The organism is Amycolatopsis sp. lyj-108 (genome assembly GCF_046549005.1).
In the GTDB taxonomy this organism is placed as follows: Bacteria; Actinomycetota; Actinomycetes; order Mycobacteriales; family Pseudonocardiaceae; genus Amycolatopsis.
This window is the reverse complement of sequence record NZ_JAJPWQ010000010.1, coordinates 71,190-93,586: the sequence shown is the minus strand read 5'-3', so window position 1 is coordinate 93,586 and position 22,397 is coordinate 71,190. Positions and strand designations below refer to the sequence as shown.

At 69.1% G+C, this 22,397-nt stretch carries 24 protein-coding genes; 16 read left to right on the top strand and 8 right to left on the bottom strand.

All coding sequences use genetic code 11. From position 1 onward, the window contains the following. Nucleotides 1-93 precede the first annotated feature (93 nt). Genes ACLJO0_RS31070 through ACLJO0_RS31050 form a run of 5 tightly spaced genes read left to right on the top strand, consistent with a single transcriptional unit; the run spans nt 94 to nt 4,970 of the window. A complete protein-coding gene (locus tag ACLJO0_RS31070; protein ID WP_410582339.1) occupies nt 94-1,080 on the top strand; it encodes a LacI family DNA-binding transcriptional regulator in 987 nt (328 codons plus the stop codon). Continuing rightward, the gene (locus tag ACLJO0_RS31065) at nt 1,077-2,132 is read left to right on the top strand and encodes a class I mannose-6-phosphate isomerase (protein WP_410582337.1); all 1,056 of its coding nucleotides are present in this window, start codon (nt 1,077-1,079) and stop codon (nt 2,130-2,132) included. The genes ACLJO0_RS31070 and ACLJO0_RS31065 overlap by 4 nt, the downstream gene beginning before the upstream one ends. Next, on the top strand, nt 2,129-2,893 hold the full coding sequence (locus tag ACLJO0_RS31060; RefSeq protein WP_125786857.1) for an ATP-binding cassette domain-containing protein: 765 nt from the start codon (nt 2,129-2,131) through the stop codon (nt 2,891-2,893). Before ACLJO0_RS31065 ends, ACLJO0_RS31060 begins: the two co-directional genes overlap by 4 nt. After that, nucleotides 2,890-3,951 carry an ABC transporter permease gene (locus ACLJO0_RS31055; protein ID WP_410582335.1) on the top strand — a complete coding sequence of 354 codons (1,062 nt, stop codon included), beginning with the start codon at nt 2,890-2,892 and terminating at the stop codon, nt 3,949-3,951. The genes ACLJO0_RS31060 and ACLJO0_RS31055 overlap by 4 nt, the downstream gene beginning before the upstream one ends. Before the next feature lie 29 nt (nt 3,952-3,980). After that, entirely contained in the window at nt 3,981-4,970 is a 990-nt protein-coding gene (locus ACLJO0_RS31050; RefSeq protein ID WP_199746387.1) for an ABC transporter substrate-binding protein, read from the top strand. A gap of 183 nt (nt 4,971-5,153) precedes the next feature. Here ACLJO0_RS31050 and ACLJO0_RS31045 read toward each other — a convergent pair whose 3' ends face one another. Next, a complete protein-coding gene (locus tag ACLJO0_RS31045) occupies nt 5,154-5,633 on the bottom strand; it encodes a hypothetical protein (protein WP_410582333.1) in 480 nt (159 codons plus the stop codon). Between the two features lie 71 nt (nt 5,634-5,704). Here ACLJO0_RS31045 and ACLJO0_RS31040 point away from each other — a divergent pair, with 71 nt between their 5' ends. The 6 genes from ACLJO0_RS31040 (at nt 5,705) to ACLJO0_RS31015 (ending at nt 11,629) form a co-directional block, all read left to right on the top strand. Next, nucleotides 5,705-6,751 (top strand): histidine kinase, encoded by a 1,047-nt coding sequence (locus ACLJO0_RS31040; RefSeq protein WP_410582331.1) that lies wholly within the window; start codon nt 5,705-5,707, stop codon nt 6,749-6,751. Further along, a complete protein-coding gene (locus tag ACLJO0_RS31035; protein WP_125786861.1) occupies nt 6,748-7,518 on the top strand; it encodes a LytR/AlgR family response regulator transcription factor in 771 nt (256 codons plus the stop codon). Before ACLJO0_RS31040 ends, ACLJO0_RS31035 begins: the two co-directional genes overlap by 4 nt. After that, a complete protein-coding gene (locus tag ACLJO0_RS31030) occupies nt 7,515-7,862 on the top strand; it encodes a hypothetical protein (RefSeq protein ID WP_396563758.1) in 348 nt (115 codons plus the stop codon). Before ACLJO0_RS31035 ends, ACLJO0_RS31030 begins: the two co-directional genes overlap by 4 nt. Next, the gene (locus ACLJO0_RS31025) at nt 7,862-9,595 is read left to right on the top strand and encodes a cation acetate symporter (RefSeq protein WP_410582330.1); all 1,734 of its coding nucleotides are present in this window, start codon (nt 7,862-7,864) and stop codon (nt 9,593-9,595) included. The genes ACLJO0_RS31030 and ACLJO0_RS31025 overlap by 1 nt, the downstream gene beginning before the upstream one ends. Nucleotides 9,596-9,662: 67 nt before the next feature. Continuing rightward, complete coding sequence (locus tag ACLJO0_RS31020; protein ID WP_125792373.1) at nt 9,663-10,004, top strand: DUF485 domain-containing protein; 342 nt, start codon at nt 9,663-9,665, stop codon at nt 10,002-10,004. After that, nucleotides 10,001-11,629 (top strand): cation acetate symporter, encoded by a 1,629-nt coding sequence (locus ACLJO0_RS31015; protein WP_410582328.1) that lies wholly within the window; start codon nt 10,001-10,003, stop codon nt 11,627-11,629. Before ACLJO0_RS31020 ends, ACLJO0_RS31015 begins: the two co-directional genes overlap by 4 nt. Before the next feature lie 59 nt (nt 11,630-11,688). Here the strand turns inward: ACLJO0_RS31015 and ACLJO0_RS31010 are convergent, their stop codons facing one another. Both ACLJO0_RS31010 and ACLJO0_RS31005 read right to left on the bottom strand, forming a co-directional pair. Next, complete coding sequence (locus tag ACLJO0_RS31010) at nt 11,689-12,432, bottom strand: isocitrate lyase/phosphoenolpyruvate mutase family protein (protein WP_410582327.1); 744 nt, start codon at nt 12,430-12,432, stop codon at nt 11,689-11,691. After that, nucleotides 12,429-12,893, bottom strand: a complete 465-nt coding sequence (locus ACLJO0_RS31005) for a carboxymuconolactone decarboxylase family protein (RefSeq protein WP_410582326.1) — start codon at nt 12,891-12,893, stop codon at nt 12,429-12,431. Before ACLJO0_RS31005 ends, ACLJO0_RS31010 begins: the two co-directional genes overlap by 4 nt. 46 nt (nt 12,894-12,939) lie before the next feature. On the opposite strand from ACLJO0_RS31005, the gene ACLJO0_RS31000 reads away from it, so the two are divergent. Next, nucleotides 12,940-14,319, top strand: a complete 1,380-nt coding sequence (locus ACLJO0_RS31000; RefSeq protein ID WP_410582324.1) for a PLP-dependent aminotransferase family protein — start codon at nt 12,940-12,942, stop codon at nt 14,317-14,319. Nucleotides 14,320-14,403: 84 nt separating this feature from the next. On the opposite strand, the gene ACLJO0_RS30995 is transcribed toward ACLJO0_RS31000, so the two are convergent. Next, on the bottom strand, nt 14,404-15,084 hold the full coding sequence (locus tag ACLJO0_RS30995) for a peptidylprolyl isomerase (RefSeq protein ID WP_125786972.1): 681 nt from the start codon (nt 15,082-15,084) through the stop codon (nt 14,404-14,406). Between the two features lie 146 nt (nt 15,085-15,230). On the opposite strand from ACLJO0_RS30995, the gene ACLJO0_RS30990 reads away from it, so the two are divergent. Further along, nucleotides 15,231-15,818, top strand: a complete 588-nt coding sequence (locus tag ACLJO0_RS30990) for a hypothetical protein (RefSeq protein ID WP_410582322.1) — start codon at nt 15,231-15,233, stop codon at nt 15,816-15,818. A gap of 65 nt (nt 15,819-15,883) precedes the next feature. Here the strand turns inward: ACLJO0_RS30990 and meaB are convergent, their stop codons facing one another. Both meaB and ACLJO0_RS30980 read right to left on the bottom strand, forming a co-directional pair. Then, nucleotides 15,884-16,882, bottom strand: a complete 999-nt coding sequence (gene meaB, locus ACLJO0_RS30985; protein ID WP_410582320.1) for a methylmalonyl Co-A mutase-associated GTPase MeaB — start codon at nt 16,880-16,882, stop codon at nt 15,884-15,886. A 5-nt stretch (nt 16,883-16,887) separates the two neighbouring features. Next, the gene (locus ACLJO0_RS30980) at nt 16,888-18,069 is read right to left on the bottom strand and encodes an acetyl-CoA C-acetyltransferase (RefSeq protein ID WP_410582318.1); all 1,182 of its coding nucleotides are present in this window, start codon (nt 18,067-18,069) and stop codon (nt 16,888-16,890) included. A 131-nt stretch (nt 18,070-18,200) separates the two neighbouring features. Here ACLJO0_RS30980 and mce point away from each other — a divergent pair, with 131 nt between their 5' ends. Then, complete coding sequence (gene mce, locus ACLJO0_RS30975) at nt 18,201-18,650, top strand: methylmalonyl-CoA epimerase (protein WP_125792366.1); 450 nt, start codon at nt 18,201-18,203, stop codon at nt 18,648-18,650. On the opposite strand, the gene ACLJO0_RS30970 is transcribed toward mce, so the two are convergent. After that, nucleotides 18,644-19,207, bottom strand: coding sequence for a TetR/AcrR family transcriptional regulator (locus tag ACLJO0_RS30970; RefSeq protein WP_410582317.1), 564 nt, complete (start codon nt 19,205-19,207; stop codon nt 18,644-18,646). The genes mce and ACLJO0_RS30970 overlap by 7 nt on opposite strands. Nucleotides 19,208-19,223: 16 nt before the next feature. Continuing rightward, the gene (locus ACLJO0_RS30965) at nt 19,224-19,592 is read right to left on the bottom strand and encodes an SPW repeat protein (RefSeq protein WP_410582316.1); all 369 of its coding nucleotides are present in this window, start codon (nt 19,590-19,592) and stop codon (nt 19,224-19,226) included. A gap of 203 nt (nt 19,593-19,795) precedes the next feature. Here ACLJO0_RS30965 and ccrA point away from each other — a divergent pair, with 203 nt between their 5' ends. Together ccrA and ACLJO0_RS30955 are read left to right on the top strand one after the other, a co-directional pair. Continuing rightward, complete coding sequence (gene ccrA, locus ACLJO0_RS30960; RefSeq protein ID WP_410582314.1) at nt 19,796-21,145, top strand: crotonyl-CoA carboxylase/reductase; 1,350 nt, start codon at nt 19,796-19,798, stop codon at nt 21,143-21,145. 77 nt (nt 21,146-21,222) lie between these two features. Further along, nucleotides 21,223-22,359 (top strand): chromosome segregation protein, encoded by a 1,137-nt coding sequence (locus ACLJO0_RS30955; RefSeq protein ID WP_410582313.1) that lies wholly within the window; start codon nt 21,223-21,225, stop codon nt 22,357-22,359. The last annotated feature ends 38 nt before the right edge of the window (nt 22,360-22,397 follow it).

The window sequence follows — 22,397 nt, the reverse complement described above, 5'->3', positions numbered from 1 at the left end:
TCGCGTCGCTGGCGTTCAATTCCGGCCACTATGACAACGTTGTCTTCCAGCGGACCGGACAGCGGCCACCGCACCACCGGCCGACGGGCCACGATGAGTGACGTGGCCCGCCTCGCGGGCGTGAGCATCAAGACCGTCTCGCGGGTAGTGAACGACGAGCCCGCCGTCCATCCGGACACCGCGGAGCGCGTCATGGCGGCGATCGAGCAGCTCGGGTTCCGGCGCAATCTCGGCGCGCGGAACCTGCGGCGCGGCTCGACGACCGGGACGATCGGCCTGATCGTCGAGGACGTCGGAAACCCGTTCTACTCGGAGCTCAACCGGGCCGTCGAACGCATCGCGACCTCGTTCGGCCGCCAGGTGCTGACCGGTTCGTCGGAGGAGAACTCCGACCGCGAACGCGAACTGGTCCTCGAGTTCTGCTCCCGCCGGGTCGACGGCATCCTCGTGGTCCCTGCCGGGATGCAGCACGGCTACCTGGTCCCCGAGATGCGCGCCGGCACGCCGGTGGTGTTCCTCGACCGGCCCGCCGGCGACATCGTGGCCGACACGGTGCTCGTCGACAACATCGGCGGCACCGTCGAAGCGGTCGCCCACCTGGCGAAACACGGCCACCGCCGGATCGCGTTCCTCGCCGACAGCCCGGACATCTTCACCGCGGGCGAACGGCTGCGTGGGTTCCGGGAGGGCTGTGTCCGTAACGGGATCCCCTACGACGAGAGCCTCGTCGCGATGCGGACGCCGACCGCCGAGAGTGTCGGCGACGCCGTGGGACGACTGCTCACCGGGCCGAATCCGGCCACCGCCGTGATCGCGGGCAACAACCGGGTCGCCGTGCACCTGCTGCGCGCGCTGGCGCACACCGAGCGGCGTCCCGCGATGATCAGCTTCGACGACTTCGAACTGGCGGATCTGCTGGATCCGCCGGTCTCCGTGATCGCTCACGACGTGAGCGCGCTGGGCCGGGCGGCCGCGGAACTGCTGTTCGCCCGGGTACAGGGAGATCAATCCGCACCGAGAAAGGTAGTTCTGCCCGTGCATCTCGTAGCCCGCGGTTCCGGGGAGGTCGCCCCTTCATGAGCGGCCACCTCGAACCGATCCGCCTGCCGGCGAACCAGCCGCCGCAGTTCTACCGCGGCGGTGACGCCATCGCCGCGTTGCGAGACGCCCCCTCGGAGAGCAAGTTCGGCCCCGAAGACTGGGTCGGCTCGGCCACCACGATGTTCGGCCAGGAGACCACCGGCCTGACCAAGCTGCCCAGCGGGGTCTGGCTGCGCGACGCCGTCCGCGAGAACCCGTCCGCCTGGCTCGGCGCGAAACACGTCGAGGCGCTCGGCGATTCGACCGGCCTGCTGGTGAAGCTGCTCGACGCGGGCCAGCGCCTGCCGGTGCACTTCCACCCGTCGGACTCGTTCGCGAAGCGGCACTTCGACTCGCACTTCGGCAAGACCGAAGCGTGGATCGTGGTCGGCACCTACGGCGAAGACCCGCGCGTCTACCCGGGCTTCAAGGAGACCGTCGACAAAGCGACGGTGAACGAATGGGCCCGCACCCAGGACGCGCCTGCCATGCTCGACGCGCTGAACAGTGTCGCGGTCACCCCCGGCGACACGGTCTACATCCCGGCGGGCCTGCCGCACGCGATCGGCGAGGGCGTGTTCGTCGTCGAACTCCAGCAGCCGACCGACTTCTCGCTGACCCTGGAATGGCGGGACTTCCTGGCGAACCCGGAGAAGGCGCACCTCGGGATCGGGTTCGAGACCGCCATCGAAACCCTGGACACCTCGGGCTGGGACGAAGAACGGCTCGGCTCGATCGTCAAGCGCACCGCGGGCGAGAACGCGTCCACTGTGGACCTGCTCGCCGACGGCAGTGACGCGTTCTTCCGTGCCGACCAGCTGCGCCCTGGCCTTTCCGGTAGGTCGACAACGTTGTCACTCGATCCGTCGTTCGCGGTGCTGGTCGTCATGGACGGTTCGGGGACACTCCGGACCGAACACGGCGGCGAGTACGCGCTGCGCAAGGGCGAGACGTACGTGGTCCCGCATGACGCCGGCCAGTCCACTTTGGATGGCGACGTCACCGTCATCCGCTGCCGGCCGCCCGCACCCGAAAAGAGGGAGCGATCGTGAGCGAACTCCTGCTCGACGCACAGAACCTGGTCAAACGCTACGGCTCGGTGGAGGCGCTGCGCGGCGCGTCGTTCCAGGCGCGGGCCGGTGAGGTCACCGCGCTGATCGGCGACAACGGCGCCGGGAAGTCCACTTTGGTCAAATGCCTGTCCGGCGCGGAACAGCCGACGTCGGGCAAGATCCTGCTCGACGGATCCGAAGTGGTGCTCGAATCCCCCACCACGGCGCGGCGGATGGGGATCGAGACGGTGTACCAGGACCTCGCGGTCGCACCGGAACTCGACCCCGCCGCGAACCTGTTCCTCGGCAGGGAGATCCACCGCAAGGGGATCCTCGGCAAACTCGGGATGCTGGACAAGGCCGAGATGAAGCGGCAGGCCGTGGAGGAATTCCAGCGGCTCGGCGTGACCCTGCAGAGCACCGACGTCCCGATCGGCTCGCTTTCGGGCGGGCAGCGGCAAAGCGTCGCCGTCGCCCGGTCGGTCGTGTGGGCCTCGAAGGTCGTGTTCATGGACGAGCCGACGGCCGCGCTCGGCGTCGTGCAGCGCGAACGCGTGCTCGACGTGATCAAGAAGGTACGGGACAAGGGCATCGCCGTCGTGCTGATCAGCCACAACATGCCCGAGGTGCTGTCGGTGGCCGACCGCGTCGAAGTGCTGCGGCTCGGCAAGCGCGTCGCCCGGTTCACCGGCTCCGACACGAAACTGGAAGACCTGGTCGCCGCGATGACGGGCGCCCTCGTACAAGAGGAGGCGGCATGACCGTGTCCACTCCGGCGAAGAACGATCCCGAGATCCAGACCTCTGTGGACGGTGGCTTCGGCAAGCGTTCGCTGGGACAGCGGATGATCGGCGCGAACACGTTCTGGATCGCGCTGGTGCTGCTGGCGCTGATCATCGTGTTCACCGCCATCGCGCCCGCCGAGTTCGCGACGGTGTTCACCTTCCAGACCCTGCTCATCGAGACCTCGGTGCTGCTGGTGCTCTCGGTCGGCATGACGTTCGTGATCATCACCTCCGGTATCGATCTCTCGGTCGGTTCGGTGCTGATCTTCGCGGGCATGGTGGCGGGCAAGACGATGGAGGCGCTGAGCCCGGACGGCGACGCGACGAAGGCCGGATGGAGCATTATTCTTGCCGGTTTGCTCTCTGCCGTCGTCGCGGGCACGATCTGGGGCCTCATCAACGGTTTCCTGATCGCGGTGGCGAACATCCCGCCGCTGATCGTCACGCTCGGCACGATGGGTGCCGCGCTCGGCGCCGCGTACCTGCTGAACAACGGGTCCGACGTGCGCAGTGTGCCGACCGAGCTCAACAAGACGCTCGGCTACGGGACGTCGTTCGGCGGGGTGCCGAATCTGGTGCTGGTGGCCGTGGTGATCACGCTGATCGGCGCCTGGCTGTTGCACACCACCAAATTCGGCCGCTACACCTACGCCGTCGGCTCCAACGCCGAGGGCGCGCGCCGGGCGGGCATCGGGGTGACCGCGCATCTGCTGAAGGTGTACACGCTCACCGGTTTCCTCGCCGGTGTCGCCGGTTTCCTGTCGCTGGCGTACTACGCGTCGACGACCATTTCGGCGCACACCACCGACAATCTCAACGCCATCGCCGCCACGGTGATGGGCGGCACGAGCCTCTTCGGCGGTGTCGGTTCGGTGCTGGGCACGGTGATCGGCGTGTTCATCCCGGCCGTGCTGAAGAAGGGCTTCAACATCACGCAGGTCCAGGACTTCTGGCAGATGATCGCGGTCGGCGCGGTGCTGATCGCCGCGGTCTGGTTCGACCAGCGGCGCCGTCGTCGCCGCAACTCTCGTTGATTCCTACGCACAAAGAGGTGCTATCCCCCATGAAGAAGACCCTGCTCGTCGCCGGTGCCGCCGTCTCCGCCGCCCTCCTGCTGACCGCTTGCGGCGGTGGCACGGTCGGCGAGTCGCCATCCGGTGACTCCGGCGCCAAGACCAACAACAAGAAGCTGTCGCTCATCCCGGGCGTGCAGGCCGAGCCGTTCTACATCTCGATGCAGTGCGGTGCCGAAGCCGAGGCCAAGAAGGCGGGCTACGAGCTCACCACGCAGGCCCCGCAGAAGTTCGACGCGGCCATGCAGACCCAGCTGGTCAACGCGCTGGGCTCCAACCCGCCCGCCGCGCTGCTCATCGCGCCGACCGACGCGCAGGCGATGCTCGCGCCGATCCAGCAGGTCAAAACGCGCGGGGCGAAGATCATCGAGGTCGACACCGCGCTGAAGGACACCAGCGTGGCGGAGTCGTCGATCTCCTCGGACAACGCCGAGGGCGGCAAGCTCGCCGCCAAGACGATGGCGGAACTGGCCGCGGGCAAGACCGGTTCGGTGCTGGTGCTCGACACCATCGCGGGCACCTCGACCACGAACACCCGCGCGAAGGGCTTCGAGGACGAGCTGAAGAACTACCCGAACCTGAAGTCGGCGGGCGTGCAGTTCACCCAGAACGAGCCCGACCAGGCCGCGTCCAAGGTGACCGCCGCGCTGGCGTCCACCCCGGACCTGATCGGCATCTTCGCGACCAACCTCAACACCGGTGAGGGCGCCGCGACCGGCCTGCGGAACGCGGGCAAGATCGGCGCGGTCAACCTGATCGGCTTCGACGCTTCGCCGTCGGAGATCGAGGGCCTGAAGAAGGGTGAGTACCAGGGCCTCATCGCGCAGGACCCGGCCGCCATCGGGCAGCAGGGCGTGCAGCAGGCCATCGCCGCGCTGGAGGGCAAGCCGGTGACGCGCAACCTGACCGCTTCGCTGCACTCCATCACCAAGGCGAACATGGACGCGAACGCCCAGTACTTCTACAAGCAGAGCTGCTGACGCGCTTCGGTACCGCTAGGAAAGGACCTTTCCTTGCAAAATTTGCAAGGAAAGGTCCTTTCCTAGCATCCGGGAGCGGATCAGTCCCGCAGCTCGACCAGCATCCCTCGCGGGGCCGTGTTCGAGCGCGGTGCCGGTGCCGGTGCCGGCGCCGATCCAGTCCCGCTGCCGGACCGTGCCCGCTCACTCCGCGAACTCCACCACCCCAGCCGGAGCGAAGCGCGTGAGAGCCGCGTACAGCGCAACGCCCCCACCCAGGTGACCCAGCGCGTACACGTACTCGCCGTCCTCCAGAAGGTCCTCCGGCCCGGCACCGGTCCACGACAGCCGGTAGTGCCACCAGTGCATCCACCGCCCCACCCGCCGCTTCTCCCGCCACACGCGCAGCCGCCGCACCTCGGTCCACCCGACGGTGAACTGACCCGCCACCTCGAAGCCCGAAGCGGACACGGTCAAGAAGGTGGCCGAGCGCCGCAGAGCGAGCAGGATCAGCCCCGCGAAACCCACGCTGAGCAGGCTGAACACCACTCCGGACACCGAGCGGGAGAACAGCGACACGACGACGGCCACCACGCCGCCCACGCCGAACACCACGAACCCCGCCCACGCGAGCCGGCGCATCACGACGTCCAGCCGGAGCACCACGGCATCCCCAGTGACCATGCCCGGAGCGTAACCGCCGAAACCCCGCACCGACGTTAGGATCTAGGCCCCGACGTCGCGGAGGAGGCCGGATGACCACCCGTCTGCCCTGGCGTCCTGCCGCGAGCGCGGATCCGGTGCCGGTGCTCGCCGCCGCCCAGCGCGTCTCCGACGATCTCATGGACGGCCTCGCCGGGCCCCGCGCGCGCCACGCCACGCACGGCCTTCGCCGCTTGTTCGGCGTCCCCGGCCTCGGGCTGACCGACCTTTCCGGCTCGCTGATCTGGTCCGGCCGCCCGGCGGCGGACGACGTCGTGGTCTCGGCGCTCGACGAGGTCCTCCACTCCGAGACGCCGGTGTCCGAGCCCGGGCTGGTGGCACTGCCGCTCCACGTCCACGACGAGCTCGCCGGCGTCCTCCTGGTCATCGAGGGAAAGACCGCCGTCGCCCGCCAGGCCGCCGAGCTCGTCGTCCACGCGCTCGAACGCGGCAGGTTGGAGGCGTCCGCCGAGCAGGCCGCGGAGGCGGAACTGCGCGCGCTGCGGGCCGAGATCTCGCCGCATTTCGTCTACAACGCGCTCACCGTGATCTCCTCGCTGGTCCGCTCCGACCCGGACCGCGCCCGCGATCTGATGCTCGACTTCGCCGAGTACACCCGCTACAGCGTCGCCCGGCACGGCGAGTACACGATGCTCGCCGACGAGTTCGGCGCCATCGAGACGTACCTGGCGCTGCAGCGCGCGGTGCTCGGCGAGCGGCTTCGGGTGCAGGTGCGGGTGGCGCCGGAGGTGCTGGCCGTCGCGGTGCCGTACCTCGTGCTGGAACCGTTGGTGGAGAACGCGATCCGGCACGGGATCGAGCCACGCGCCGAGGCGGGGTTCATCCAGGTTCAGGGAATGGCGGAAGGGAACGACTGCGTGATCAGCGTCGAGGACGACGGTGTCGGCATGGACCCCGCACGCGCGGCGGCGATCCTGGCGGGCCGCGGCGAAGACGGCGGCGTCGGACTGGCCAATGTGGACAGAAGGCTGCGCAGCGTCTACGGGCCGTGGTACGGACTGACGGTCGAGACCGAGACCGGCGCGGGCACCAGGGTCGTGGTGCGGGTGCCCCGATTCCAGCCGGGGGTGCTGCCGTGACGAACGGGCTGCGGGTGCTGGCGGTCGACGACGTCCCGCCCGCCCTCGACGAGTTGTGCAGCCTGCTGCGCGAGGCGCCGGAAGTCGCCGAGGTGGTCGCGGCCGGTGACGCGCTGAACGCGCTCAAGCTGTTGCAGGGTGACCATTTCGACGCCGTCTTCCTCGACATCTCCATGCCGGGGCTCGACGGGTTGGAACTCGCCTCGCTGCTGGCGCGGCTCAACCGGCCGCCGGTGATCGTGTTCGTCACCGCGCACGACGGTCACGCCGTGGCCGCGTACGGCATCGGCGCCGTCGACTACCTGCTCAAACCGGTCCGCGCGGAACGGCTGTCCGCCGCACTGTCCAAAGTGGTCCGGATGGCGGGCAACCAGGCCGACGAGCCGAAACCGGCGCCGGACGCGATGTCCGCGCTACCGGTGGAATCCGGCGGGCGCACCCGCTACGTCCGCCGTGACGAAGTCCAGTTCGTCGAGGCGCACGGCGACTACGTCCGGCTGCACACGAAATCCGGCGTCCACGTCACGCGCATGCCCATCTCCCGCCTCGAAGAGTATTGGGAGGGCACGGGTTTCACCCGCGTGCACCGGGGTTTCCTGCTCGCCGTGGACGCGGTGCTCGAACTGCGCAGCGACACCACCGGCGGTTTGCTGGCGCATACCGAAGCGGGTGACGTGCCGGTGAGCCGCCGCCACGCGCGCGACCTGCGCGACCGGCTGCTCGCCGCCGCGCAACGCGGCGAACTGGGCAGGGGAAGCCGCCGGTGAGCCGCGTCAAACGGGTCGCCGTCACCAGCCCGCAGACCCGGCTCGCGCATTCGCGGCGCCGTTCGCGCGGACGCTGGCGGGTCCCCCGGCTGGCCGCGGGCGACGCCGAACGCGCGGACGCGCTCTACCGCGCCCAGCGCCGTCGCGGGCTCCCCGCGCTGGCCGGGATGTTCGGGCTGGTGTTCGGGCTCCCGCTGGTGTTCGGGGTGTTCCCGGGGCTGGATTCGGTGCGACTGCTGGATATCCCACTGTCCTGGCTGATGATCGCGATCCTCCCGTATCCGGCGATGGCGCTGCTTTCGTGGTGGCAGTTGCGCCGCGCGGAAAAGATCGAGGACGACTAGTGGTCGCTGCGCTCTCGGTGGCTCCGGTCGTGCTGATCACCCTGCTGATCGGGTTGCGCGGTGTCGCGGCCATGCGTACGACGTCGGACTTCCTCGTCGCCTCGCGCCGGATCTCGCCGCTGGTCAACTCGGCCGCGGTCTCCGGCGAATACCTGTCCGCGGCGTCGTTCCTCGGGGTGGCGGGGCTGGTGGTGAAGGACGGCATCGGCGCGCTCTGGTACCCGGTCGGGTTCACCGCCGGGTACATCGCGATGCTGGTGCTCGTCGCGGCGCCGATGCGGCGCTCCGGCGCGCTCACCGTCCCGGACTTCGCCGAAGCCCGGCTGGCCTCCCCCGCCCTGCGCCGCCTCGCCGCGGTCGTCGTCCTCGTGATCGGAACCCTTTACCTGGTCCCGCAATTCCGGACCGCGGGGCTGGTGCTGACCGCTGTCGGCGGCACGCCGTACTGGGTCGGTGTCGTCATCGCGGGCGCCGCCGTCAGCGCGACACTGGCGCTCGGCGGGATGCGCGCGGCGACCTACGTCCAGGCCTTCCAGTTCGTGCTGAAACTGCTGCTGTTCCTCGTCCCCGCGATCTGGCTCGTCTCCCAGGTCTCCCCGGAGGAACGGTCGGCTTCGGTGCACCCGGTGGAGTTCACCCACTTCGCCCGCGACACCCGGCTGTCCTTCGAGATCGACGTGACACTGACCCTGCGCGAGCCGACCACCCTGCTCACCCCGGAAAAGCACGTCGTGCCGCCGGGAGAACTGGTGGCCAGGAGCGGGCAGACCCTGGAATTCGCCGAGGGCACACCGGTTCCCGCCGTCCGGGGCGGCGCCCCGCTGGGCGGCCCGGACTGGCAACGGCCGCTGCTCGACCTCGGCGACCATGGCTATCCGCTGCTCGGCACGTGGGCGATCCTGATCGCCACCATGCTCGGCACCATGGGCCTGCCGCATGTCCTGATGCGCTTCCACACCAGCCCGGACGGCCGCGCCGCGCGGCGGACCGCGGCGATCACCGTCGCCCTGCTAGGCGTCTTCTACCTGTTCCCAGGGGTTTACGGCGTCCTCGGCCGGGTGCTGGTGCCAGAACTGTACGTCTCCGGCGCGACGGACACCGTCGTCGTCGCGCTGCCGGCGCAGGTCGACGACGGCTGGGCGGGGTCGCTGTTCACCGGACTGCTGACGGCGGGCGCGTTCGCCGCGTTCCTGGCGACGTCGCTCGGGCTGCTGCTGGTGATCTCCGGCGCGGTCGCGTACGACCTGGCGCCCGGCGGCCTGCGGAGACTGCGCTGGTCGGTGCTCGGGGCGGCCGCGGTGATGGTCCTGCTCGCGCTGCCGTCCGCAAGACTGGACGCGGGTGTCCTCGTCACCTGGGGTTTCACCGTGGCCGCGTCGACGTTCTGCCCGTTGCTGGTACTCGGCATCTGGTGGAACCGGCTCACCGCCGCGGGCGCGATCAGCGGCGTGCTCGCCGGGCTCGTCGCGTCTTCGGGCTCGATCCTGGTGGCGCTGTTCGTCCCGAGCCTGAGCGGGCTGCCCGCGATCCTGGTGTCGCAGCCGGCGCCGTGGTCGGTTCCGCTGGCATTCGGAGTAATGATCGTGGTTTCCTTGCGGGGCAGGCCACCCGCGTGGTCGACGGCCGCCATGTTGCGGCTGCATCTGGACGATCGCACAGCCGAGACCCCTTCGTCGTGGTCGGACCACCGTTCGTCGACCGTTCGTCGTCTCGGCAGACGTTTGAACCGCTGAAGGTTCCGGTCGCCTTGACCTCTCCTTAACGTGTCGCGGAACACATTCGCGGCGCAAGGAGAGCACGATGAGTACCGAAACGAACGCTCCCAGTCCGCCTGAAACGGACTGGGAGAAAGCCCACGACAGCCCCGAGTTCAAGGAGTTGCGTGCGCGGCTGCGCCGGTTCGTCTTCCCGGTCTCGGTGCTGTTCCTCGTCTGGTACCTGCTCTACGTGCTGCTCGCCGACTACGCGCACGGCTTCATGAGCACGAAGCTGGTCGGCAACATCAACGTCGGCCTGGTCTTCGGTCTGCTGCAGTTCGTTTCGACCTTCGTGATCACCGGGCTCTACGTCCGCTACGCGAACAAGAAACTCGACCCCATCGCGGAGAAGATCCGCACGGACCTCGAGAGTGAGACCAAATGACCCTCGCCGCCGGAGTCGAGGGCAGCAGCCCCGTACTCAACATCACCATCTTCGGCCTCTTCGTGGTCGTCACGCTGTTCGTCGTGTTCCGGGCCAGCCGCAACTCGAAGACTGCGTCGGACTACTACGCCGCGGGCCGCGCGTTCACCGGTCCGCAGAACGGCGTCGCCATCGCGGGCGACTACCTGTCCGCCGCGTCGTTCCTCGGGATCGCGGGCGCCATCGCCGTCTACGGCTACGACGGATTCCTTTACTCCATCGGATTCCTGGTGGCGTGGCTGGTGGCGTTGCTGCTGGTCGCGGAACTGCTGCGCAACACCGGCAAGTTCACCATGGGCGACGTCCTGGCGTTCCGGATGAAGCAGCGGCCGGTGCGGGCCGCGGCGGCGACGTCCACCCTGGCCGTCTCGTTCTTCTACCTGCTGGCGCAGATGGCCGGTGCCGGTGGTCTCGTCGCGTTGCTGCTCGGGATCGAGAGCAAGGCCGGGCAGGCCGCGATCATCGTGATCGTCGGCATCATCATGATCGCCTACGTGCTCATCGGCGGGATGAAGGGCACCACCTGGGTCCAGATCATCAAGGCGGCGCTGCTCATCGTCGGCGCGCTCGTGATGACGCTGTGGGTGCTGGCCATGTACGGCTTCAACCTCTCCTCGCTGCTGCAAGGTGCCGTGGACAGGGCGGGCAGCGCCGGTGAAGCACTGCTCGGGCCGGGCAACCAGTACGGCAAGACCGGCACCACCAAACTGGACTTCCTGTCGCTGGGTATCGCGCTGGTGCTCGGCACCGCGGGCCTGCCGCACGTCCTGATGCGCTTCTACACGGTGCCGACGGCCAAGGAAGCCCGTCGTTCCGTGGTGTGGGCGATCGGCCTGATCGGCCTCTTCTACCTGTTCACCCTGGTGCTCGGCTACGGTGCCGGCGCGCTGGTCGGCGCGGACAAGATCAAGGCCGCACCCGGTGGCGTGAACTCGGCGGCTCCGCTGCTGGCGCTGGAACTCGGCGGACCGGTCCTGCTCGGCCTGATCGCGGCGATCGCCTTCGCGACGATCCTCGCCGTGGTCGCGGGTCTGACGATCACCGCGTCGGCGTCGTTCGCCCACGACGTCTACGCCAACGTGATCAAGAAGGGCAAGGCGGCCCCGGCCTCGGAGGTGAAGGTCGCCCGGATCACCGCGCTGGTGATCGGCGCGGTCGCGATCCTCGGCGGCATCCTCGCCAACGGGCAGAACATCGCGTTCCTGGTGGCGCTCGCGTTCGCGGTGGCGGCGTCGGCGAACCTGCCGACGATCCTGTACTCGCTGTTCTGGAAGCGGTTCAACACCCAGGGCGCGCTGTGGAGCATCTACGGCGGTCTCGCGGTCTGCATCGTGCTGATCGTCTTCTCGCCGGCCGTTTCGGGTAAGCCTGTCGACGCCAAGACCGGCAAGAGCGCTTCGATGATCCAGGGCGTCGACTTCCACTGGTTCCCGCTCGACAACCCCGGCATCGTGTCCATTCCGGTCGCGTTCTTCCTCGGCTGGCTCGGCACCGTGCTGTCCAAGGAACACAACCAGAAGAAGTACGCCGAGATGGAGGTCCGCTCCCTCACCGGCGTCGGCGCCGAAAAGGCCGTCGCCCACTAGTCGCCGGGACGGTGCGGCCGGCATCCAACGCCCCCGGCCGCACCGTCCCGGTTCCCACTTCAGTAAGGCAGCTTCCCCGCCGTCAGCTCGGCCAGTTTCGCGCGGAAATCCGCGCGGACCGACTTCCACAGCCCGGTACCCAGCGAGATCCGCGCCACCCCCAGTGCGGCGAGCGCGGAGAGGTCGGGGCCTCCGGGCACCGGGGAGGCGTTGACCGCCCCCGCCGTGACCGCCCGCACGAATTCGCCGAGCACGTCCGGCGACTTCACCAGGATCGGGTAGACGCAGTCCGCCCCGGCCTCGAAGTACGCCTTCGCCCGCAAGATCGCGTCGTCCAGTACGGCTCGCTCGTCGGACGCGCCGAGGAAGACGTCGACGCGGGCGTTGATCACCAGCTCGTCCCCGGCCGCCTCGCGCAACTCCGCGATCCGTCCCGCCTGCGCCGCAGGCGAACGGACTCCACCCGAAGCGTGGTCGGTGTCCTCGTAGTTGCAGCCGACGGCACCCGCTTCGGCCAGCCTCGCCGCGAGTTCTCCCGCTTCGAGCCCGTACCCGCCTTCCACGTCGACGGTCACCGGCACCGAGACCGCCCGCGCGATCCTCGCCGCCGCCGCGAACATCTCGTCGGCGGGCGCGTCCTCCCCGTCTTCGTATCCGAGGACCTTCGCGACGGCGAAGGAACTCGTCGCCACGACAGGGAAACCGGCGGCTTCCACGAGACGCGCGCTGTCGGCGTCCCACGCGTTCGGCAGGAGCAGCGGCGTACCCGCGACGTGCAGTTCCCGCAGCCGAGCCGCCGTCATTCGGCGCGCTCGGGCAGCGGCGCGTGGCTGGTCACGCACATCCGGTTCCAGCTGTTGATCGCGATCGCCTCCCAGACGACGGCGCGGTACTGCTCCTCGGTGAAGACGCGGGTGGCCTCTTCGTAGACGTCGTCCGGGACGTCCTGCACGGTCGCCAAGTTCGTGATCGCCTCGGTGAGCGCGAGCGCGGCACGCTCCTGCTCGGTGAACAGCTCGGTCTCGCGCCAGCCCTGCAGCACGAACAGCCGCCGCGGCGACTCGCCCATCTGCAACGCGTCGTGAGAGTGCATGTCGAGGCAGAACGCGCAGTGGTTGATCTGCGACGACCGCATCTTCACCAGTTCGAGGATCTTCTGGTCGACACCGGCGTTGGCGGCGGCCTTCTCGACTTCGGCCTGCAGTTTCGCCATCGCCTGGTAGATCTCGGGCACTCGCTTGCCCACATGGATTCGCTCGGTCATGCCATCGAATCTAGCGGCGACTGGCCCACGAGTATGGTCCAGTCACATGGCAGATTCATGGTCCAGTTCGGGAATGGACGTCCACCTGGACTGGCGTCCCGAAAGCGGCCGGACCGGGCTCGCCGCGGCGATCCGCGCGGCCATCCGGGAGGGACGCTGGCAGGCGGGCGCCGCGGTGCCCTCGACCAGGGCGCTGGCGCAGGACCTGGGAGTGGCACGGGGAACGGTCACCCGGGTCTACGCCGACCTCGCCGCCGAGGGCTACCTGCGGACGGCGCAGGGCGCACCCACCCGCGTCGCGACCGCGGGCGCGCTGCCCGCGTCACCGCCGCGGCCCGTCCCCCGCGACCCGGCGCCGCGCTGGGATCTGCGCCCCGGCAGGCCGAACCTGTCCGCGTTCCCGCGCTCCGCCTGGCTCGCGGCGATGCGGCGGGCTCTGCACCAGGCGCCGATGTCGGCGTTCGACTACACGGCCGAATCCGGCGCGCCGGAACTGCGGGAGACGCTCGCCGCATACCTGGCCCGCAGCCGCGGCGTGGTCGCCGATCCCGAACGCATCCTGGTGTGCGCCGGGTTCTCGCACGCGATGGCGATCCTGGCGCGGGTCCTGCACGCGCGCGGCGCGGACGAGATCGCGTTCGAGAACCCGTCACTGCACATCTACCGGGACATCGCCGCCCGCAACGGTCCGCGCGTGGTCGGCGTCCCTGTCGACGACCGCGGGATCACGGTGTCCTCTTTGGACAGTCCGGCGGTCGTGGTCACCCCGGCGCATCAATACCCGCTGGGCGTCACCCTCGCGCCGGGGCGAAGGGCGGAACTCACCCGCTGGGCGGAGGAAACCGGCGCCGTCGTCATCGAGGACGACTACGACGGCGAGTTCCGGTTCGACCATCAGCAGGTCGGCGCGTTGCAGGCGCTGGCGCCCGAACGGGTCGTGTACGTGGGCACGACGAGCAAGACGCTCGCGCCGTCGTTGCGACTGGGCTGGATGGTGCTGCCGCGGTTCCTGGTCGAACCGGTACGCGTGGAGATGGCCGCGAGCGGGGCCCGGCCCGCGCTGCTGGACCAGCTGGCGATGGCCGAACTGATCGAATCGGGTGCCTACGACCAGCACATCCGCCGCTGTCGCGCCGAATACCGCTCCCGGCGGGACCGGCTGCTCGCCGCCCTGCCGGATTCCGTGCTGCCGCAGGGGATCTCCGCCGGGCTGCATCTGGTGCTCCAGTTCCCCGGCGACCTGCCTGGGGAGATGGAGGTGCTGGCCGCCTGCCGCCGTCGCGCGATCGGGCTCGAGGGGCTCAGCGGTCACTGGATCGGCGAGCCACAACGCGAAGGGCTGATCATCGGGTACGGCGCCGCCGCGAAACACGCTTTCGGCGGCGCCACCCAAGCCCTGCGCGAAGCCATCTTCGAAGTCACCTAACCCCCGCCCGCAATTCGTCACCTACTTGCGGTGGTCGAGGGTCCGAACTGCCGCAAGTAGATGACGAATTGCGAAGGGGTGGGGTCAGCAGAACCAGGGGCGCGCCCGGAGGATGTCGGTCTTCAGGACGGGAGCGCCGTCGACCGGGGCGGGGTTCTCCGGGGTCGGCTTGATGCCGCCGGCGGCGACGTCGTCGAGGGTTTCGAGGCCTTCGTGGCCGACGGTGCCGAAGATCGTGTAATTCGGGCGCAGCGCGGAGTCGCCGTACACGACGAAGAACTGGCTTCCGTTCGTCGCCGGGCCCGCGTTGGCCATCGCGAGGACACCGCGTGCGTACACCTTGCGCTCGCCGGTCGGGTCGGTCGGCGCGGGCGGCAGGCCGACGGGCAGTTCGTCCTTGTACTTGTAGCCGGGGCCGCCCTCGCCGGTGCCGCTCGGGTCACCGCACTGCAGCACCTTCAGTGTCGGGTACGCGGTCAGCCGGTGGCAGGTCGTGCGGTCGTAGAACCGGTGCTTCGCCAGGTGCAGGAAGCTCTGCACCGTGCACGGCGCCTTCGCCCGATCGAGGGTCAGGTCGATCTCACCCTGATTCGTCTTGAGCTGGACCGGCACCTTGCCCCGATCCGGCGTACGACGGGGGTCCGGCGGCAACGGGACCGGCCGCGCGGCCGGCTCGTCCGGCGTCTGCGTGTACTGGCACGGCCCCTTGGTGACCTTCGGCGGCGCGCCTTCCGCGGACGCCGTTCCGGTACCGGCCGCGAGCATCAGCCCGGCGCCCAGCACTGCAACAAAGACCTTCGCGATCCTCTGCACGGTTCCTGCCTCCCAGCCGTGGACGAAGAGGAGAGCATAGGGTGAATCCCCACCGCTCACACAGGTCCGGAAGTAGGTCCGCGGTTAGGGTCGGAACCGTGGAGATCGCCGAACGACACCAATGGCAGCTGAACGCCCTGACCTTCCTGTACGCGTACACGCAGTACGTCCTCGTGCACGAACGGGTCATGGCGGGCCTGCCGCCGGACAAGCCGGCCGAACTCGACAAACCGCGCATGCTCAGGCTCGCCAAGGTCGTCGACGACATGATCCTCGACTTCCGCAAGGAGGACGGGCTGACCGATCTCGAACGGCGCCGGGTCATCCGCCTCGCCAGGGAGATCAAGTCGCACGTCCGGGAGAAGTGGCCGCCTCGCGACGCGTCGCTCACCGAGTGGATCGCCTCGGCCGCGGCGCACTTCTACTGCGAAGAGCACATCAACAACGGCTACGTCCGGATGGGCCGCGTCTTCGACCCCGACATGGCCGACCGGTTCCTGGAGCGCGTCGAATTCTGCCGGGGCCAGACCGTCACGATCACGAACTACGCCAACAAGGTGGCCGACGGCGAACAGCTCACCTACGGCGAGACGAACCAGCTCGAAGTCTGGAAAGAGGACGCGGTCGCCCATTTGGACAATCTCGACAGCGATTTCGGCGACATCAAGATGTACGTCGAATTCTGACCACGCCTCGTGAGTGGTAAGGACGGTTAGGGCCGAGGGTGGCTTAGGTACCTACGTGGTTCCGGCTACGGTCCGTGGGGATGTCGTGAAGCACTGAACGAGCCGCGAAGGTCCTTGATGAGTTCTTCGGCCGCGGCGAACGGGTCGAGCGTCCGCGCCACCACGCGTTCGGCCAGTTCGGTGAGCCGGTCGCCGGAGCGCAGGTCGACGAGTTCCGCGCGCAACCGCTGCAGGGCGATCGCCTCGACCTCGTCGCGGGCCCGCGCCGCGCGACGGCGGGGCAGTTCGTCGCGCTGGACCAGCCAATCGTGGTGGTCGTCCAACGCCCGCACGACGTCCTCGACGCCTTCGCCTCGTGAGGCCACCGTTCGCACGATCGGCTGACGCCAGCTCGGGCCGCGAATTTCCCGGCGTACCAACGAGATCATCTGTTTGAGGTCGTGCACGGTCGCGTCCGCGCCGTCGCGGTCGGCCTTGTTGACCACGAACACATCCGCGATCTCCAGCACGCCGGCCTTGGCCGCCTGGATGCCGTCGCCCATCCCAGGCGCGAGCAGGACCACCGTGGTGTCGGCCAGTTTCACGACGTCCACTTCGGACTGACCGACGCCGACGGTCTCGATCAGCACGACGTCGAAACCGGCCGCGTCGAGCACCCGGACGGCCTGCGGGGTCGCCCACGAAAGGCCGCCGAGATGCCCGCGGGTGGCCATCGAACGGATGAACACGCCGGGATCGGTCGCGTGTTCGGTCATCCTGATCCGGTCGCCGAGCAGCGCGCCGCCGGAGAACGGCGACGACGGGTCGATGGCCAGGACGCCGACCCTCGATCCCTTCGCCCGCAACGCGGTGAGCAGCGCGGAGGTCGATGTCGACTTGCCGACACCGGGCGGGCCGGTCAGCCCGATGACCCGCGCGTTGCCGGTGTACGGCGTCAGTTTCGCCGCGACCTCGGGCAGTCGCGGATGGGCGTCCTCGACCAGCGACAGCAACCGGGCGATCGCGCGGGGGACGCCGTCCCGCGCGCGATCGACCAGTTCGTCGATGTCCAGCTGTACCGGCAAGGGCTTTACGGGACGCGGAGCAGCAGAGCGTCGCCCTGACCGCCGCCACCGCAAAGGGCGGCCGCGCCGAGGCCGCCGCCGCGACGGCGGAGTTCGTGGATCAGGTGCACGGCGAGCCGCGCGCCGGACGCGCCGATCGGGTGACCGAGCGCGATGGCGCCGCCGTCGACGTTCACCTTGTCCGCGCTGACGCCGAGCTTGTCGCTGGAGACCAGGCCGACGGCGGCGAACGCCTCGTTGATCTCGATGAGGTCGAGCGCGTCCGCGGTCAGCTTCTCCTTGGCCAGCGCGGCGAGGATCGCGTTCGACGGCTGCTCGTGCAGGCTCGCGTCCGGGCCGGCGACCACGCCGTGCGCGCCGATCTCGGCGAGCGGCGTCAAGCCCAGTTCCTCGGCCTTGGCCTTGCTCGCGACGATGACCGCGGCCGCGCCGTCGGAGATCTGCGACGCCGAACCGGCGGTGATCGTGCCGTCGGAGGCGAACGCGGGACGCAGCTTCGCGAGGCCTTCCGCGGTGGTGTCGGCGCGGACGCCTTCGTCCTTCGAGAAGACGACCGGGTCGCCCTTGCGCTGCGGGATCGACACCGGCGCGATCTCGGCGTCGAAGCGGCCCTCCGCGATGGCGGCGGCGGCACGCTGGTGCGAGCGCGCGGAGAACTCGTCCTGCTGCTCGCGGGTGATGCCGTAGCGGCTGTTGTACTTCTCCGTCGACGAGCCCATGGCGACCTGGTCGAAGGCGCAGAAGAGACCGTCGTAAGCCATGTGGTCGACGAGCGTGGTGTCGCCGTACTTGAAGCCCGCGCGGGACTTCGGCAGCAGATGCGGCGACTGCGTCATCGACTCCTGGCCGCCCGCGACGATCAGGTCGAACTCACCCGCGCGGATGAGCTGGTCGGCGAGCGCGATGGCGTCGAGACCGGAAAGGCAGACCTTGTTGATGGTCAGCGCCGGGACGCTCATCGGGATACCGGCGGCCACCGCGGCCTGGCGGGCCGGGATCTGGCCCGCGCCGGCGGTGAGCACCTGGCCCATGATCGTGTACTGGACCGCGTCCGGCGAGACACCGGCCTGCTCCAGCGCCGCCTTGATGGCGAATCCGCCGAGTTGTGCGCCCGAGAAGTCCTTCAGGGAACCGAGCAATCGCCCGATCGGTGTACGGGCGGCACCCAGGATCACGGAACCGGACACGGCGTCCTCCAAGCATCGGCGCAAGGGCAAAGGGGGTCTTCGCGACCATACCCGGGTCGCGGGTCTCTTGATGGAGCCAGTGTGAGGCGGCGCACGCCGGTCCGCCCGCCCGCGCACCTATCCTGCTCTGCATGAACCAGGCGCTGAAACCGTTCGTGACGGCCATCGACCACGTCGGCATCGCGGTACCCGACCTCGACGCCGCGATCGCCTTCCACGCCGAGCATTTCGGCCTGGAGGTCGCGCACGAGGAGGTCAACGAGGAGCAGGGCGTCCGCGAGGCGATGCTGCGCGCGCCGGGCGCCGCCGGGACCGAGACCGCGATCCAGCTCCTCGCGCCGCTGCGCGACGATTCCGCGATCGGCAAGTTCCTCGCGAAGAGCGGCCCCGGGCTGCAGCAGCTGGCGTATCGAGTGTCCGATGTGGACGCCGCCGCGGCGGCACTGCGCGCGCAGGGACTCCGGCTGCTCTACGACGAGGCGAAGCGCGGCACTTCCGACAGCCGGGTGAACTTCGTCCACCCCAAGGACGCCGGTGGCGTGCTCGTCGAGTTGGTGGAGCCCGCGAAGAGCGGTCACTGACCCCGCGTCAACGCTGAGGCGATGAAGAGGACCTCGCGATCGATCTCGGCGGGGTCCTCGTCCTCGGTGTGCCGCGCTGTCGCGTGCCGGTGGCTGACCGCCCGCGCGAGCAGTCCGGACGCCGAATCGATGTCGGCCGCGGCGAGCTTGCCGCCGGTCGCGGCGACGATCACCGCCTTCACCTGTCGGACGAGTTGCTGGAACCGGTCGGCCAGCGCGTCGCGGACCGCGCGGTGCGTGTCGGCCTCGCGCCACAGCAGATGTGACAGCGCCAAGGAGCGGTTGAACCGCCTGTCGAGTTCGACGACGAGGCCGCGGAGGCTGCCCACGAGGTCGCCGGGGACCACCACGACGGCCGGTTCGATCCGGCCGTCCGGCAGTTCGGCGACCAGCGCGGCCAGCAGGTCCGACTTACGCCGGAAGTAGTAGTGCACCAGGCCCTTCGGCACGCCCGCCCGCTCCGCGATCCGCGAAGTGGGCGTGGCGTCGAAACCGGATTCGGCGAACAGCGCCTCCGCGGCTCGCAGGATGCGCTGTTTCGCCGAATCCTCTTTCACGCCGTTCCCTCCCGGGTCAGTGCTGCCCCGCCATCCGGTGCGTCGCCTGGGCGATCGGCATCGCCGCCGCCCCGGCGACCACGGTCAGGACGCCGCCGATCCAAGCGGTCCAGGAGGCGCCCATGAAGTCGGCGTATCCCATCACCCATGGCGAAATGAACAGCAGCGCGCCCAGCACGATCTGGATGCCTTCGCCGTAGACCATGCCAGGCATCGCAAGCGACGCGAGACCGTCGAGGGCGATCAGTGCGCCGAGGATGACGAGCGACCACATGGCGGTGTTGTCCGTGGTCATCCAGAGGGGTGAAAGAGCGACCACGACACCGATGGCCACCTCCGCCCAGTCATGGGGACGGCTCCAAGGGCGCGTCGTGGGTTCGTTCATGCGTGCTCACCTCCGAAAATCGGCTGAACCTGCAGGTCGGAGAGGTCTCCATCGCCCATGATCCGCTTGGTTGGCCAGCCGGTCAAGACCGGTCGATAACACTTCGGGATGTGTACGTGCTCCACGTCTCGTACAGTTGTGAACCCGGTTACCGGTGAGTAATTTGTTGCGCCTACGCCGTCCCCCCAATCGCGGAGGTTTCGATGACGCAGATCGGCGAGATCCAGCAGGCCATTCTCAACGATGACCTCGGCGCCGTGGCGTCGCTCGACGTGCCGGAGTCCTATCGCGGGGTCACCGTGCGCAAGGACGAGGCAGCCATGTTCGAAGGCCTCGAAAGCCGGGACAAGGACCCGCGCAAGTCGCTGCACGTGGACGAGGTCCCGACGCCTGAGCTCGGCCCCGGCGAGGCGCTGGTCGCGGTCATGGCGAGCGCGATCAACTACAACACCGTCTGGACCTCGATCTTCGAACCGGTCTCGACCTTCAAGTTCCTGGAGCGCTATGGGCGGCTTTCGCCGCTGTCGAAGCGTCACGACCTGCCCTATCACGTCGTCGGCTCGGACCTGTCCGGCGTCGTGCTGCGCACCGGACCCGGCGTCCACAACTGGAAGCCGGGCGACGAGGTCGTCGCGCACTGCCTCAACGTCGAGCTCGAGGGCCCGGACGGGCACAACGACACGATGCTCGACACCGAGCAGCGGATCTGGGGTTTCGAGACGAACTTCGGCGGGCTCGCCGAGATCGCGCTTGTTAAGGCGAATCAGCTGATGCCGAAGCCGGGCCACCTCACCTGGGAAGAGGCCGCCTCCCCCGGTCTGGTGAACTCCACCGCCTACCGCCAGCTCGTGTCGCGCAACGGCGCCGACATGAAGCAGGGCGACGTCGTGCTGATCTGGGGCGCTTCGGGCGGCCTCGGTTCCTACGCGACGCAGTACGCGCTCAACGGCGGCGCGATCCCGGTGTGTGTGGTCTCCAGCCCAGAAAAGGCGGAGATCTGCCGGAAGCTCGGCGCGGAGCTGATCATCGACCGCAGCAGCGCCACCGGTGAGGGCTACAAGTTCTGGAAGGACGAGCACAACCAGGACCCGAAGGAGTGGCAGCGGTTCGGCAAGAAGATCCGCGAGCTGACCGGCGGCGAGGACCCGGACATCGTCTTCGAGCACCCTGGCCGTGAGACCTTCGGCGCTTCGGTCTACGCCGCGCGCAAGGGCGGCACGATCGTCACGTGCGCGTCGACTTCGGGCTACATGCACCAGTTCGACAACCGCTACCTGTGGATGAACCTCAAGCGGATCATCGGCAGCCACTTCGCGAACTACCGCGAATCGTGGGAGGCGAACCGGCTGATCGCGAAAGGTCTGATCCACCCGACGCTGTCGAAGACCTACGCGCTCGAAGACACCGGGCAGGCCGCGCTGGACGTCCACCGCAACGCGCATCAGGGCAAGGTCGGCGTGCTCGCCCTTGCGCCGGAAGAAGGTCTGGGCGTCCGGAACCACGAGCTGCGCGAAAAGCACATCGACGGGATCAACGCGTTCCGGAACGTTTAGCGCGCCAGAACGCGCTTTCGCCGCGCGTTGCGTGGGTGCTCACCCTTCCGTGACTCCAGCTCGACTACGGTAGAAGGATGAGCCTTGGCGAGGAACGGGAGCTAGTGCCGCTGGGAGCCGGCTTCGACGTGGCGAAGCGCGGTTACAGCCGTGCGCAGGTCGACGAACATCTCGAACGGCTGGACGCCGATCTGAAGATGCTCACCGCCGATCGCGATGCCGCCATCGGACAGGCGGGCGACCTGGCACGGCAGCTGGAGATCGCGCGCGGCGAGATCGCGGACCTGCGCGGGCAGGTCGACAGGCTCGCCCAGCCGCCGACGAGTGTCGAAGGCCTTTCCGAGCGCCTGCAGCGCATGTTGCGGCTCGCGCAGGACGAAGCCGCCGACACCAAGGCGCGCGCGGAAGCCGAAGCCGGGCACATCCGTGCGAAGGCGGAGACCGACGCGAGCGCCATGCGTGCCCGCTACGAGCAGCTGCTCAACGAGCTCGACCTCCGCCGCAAGGAGATGGAGGCCGAGCACCGCGGTGTGCTCGAAAAGGCCCGCGCCGAGGCGAAGGACATCATCGACAAGGCGAAGGCCGAGCGCGACAAGCTCGACGCCGAGTCACAGCAGCGCCGTACGCAGGTCGAAGAGGACTTCGAGATCGCGATGGCGTCGCGCCGCACCGAGGCGATGCACGCGTTGGCCGAGCAGGAGGCCGCGAGCAAGGCCGAGGCCGCCCGCCGCGTCCGCGAGGCCACCGAGGACGCCGCCGCCATCCGCGCGAAGGTGCTCGAAGAGGAGACGGCGGCCAAGGCCGACATCGAACGCCGTCAGCGGGAGTCCGTCGCCGACGCCAACAAGCGCAAGCAGGACTCGATCACCGAGGCCAACGCCCGGCTCGCCGAGGCGGCCGACGAGGCACGTCGCCGCGTCCGGCAGGCCACCGAGGAGTCCAACCGGCGGATCACCCAGGCCACCGAACGGGTGGAAGCGCTCCGCAAGGTGCGCTCCAGCCTTGCCGAGCAGGTCCGCACCGCGCGGACCGCGCTCGCCGAGGCGACGCACGTGCTCGGCGACGAGCCGCATATCCCCGCGGAGCTCAAGGCGAAGCCGGCACCCGACTCGGAAGCCACCGTGCAGCTGCGGACGGCCGATGTGCCGAAGGCCACATCCGGCGCGAAGCCTTCACCGCGACCTGCGGCAGCGCAGAAACCGACTGGCGAGTAACCTTTCCACCCGACCGCTCTCACGACGGCCTGCGAGCC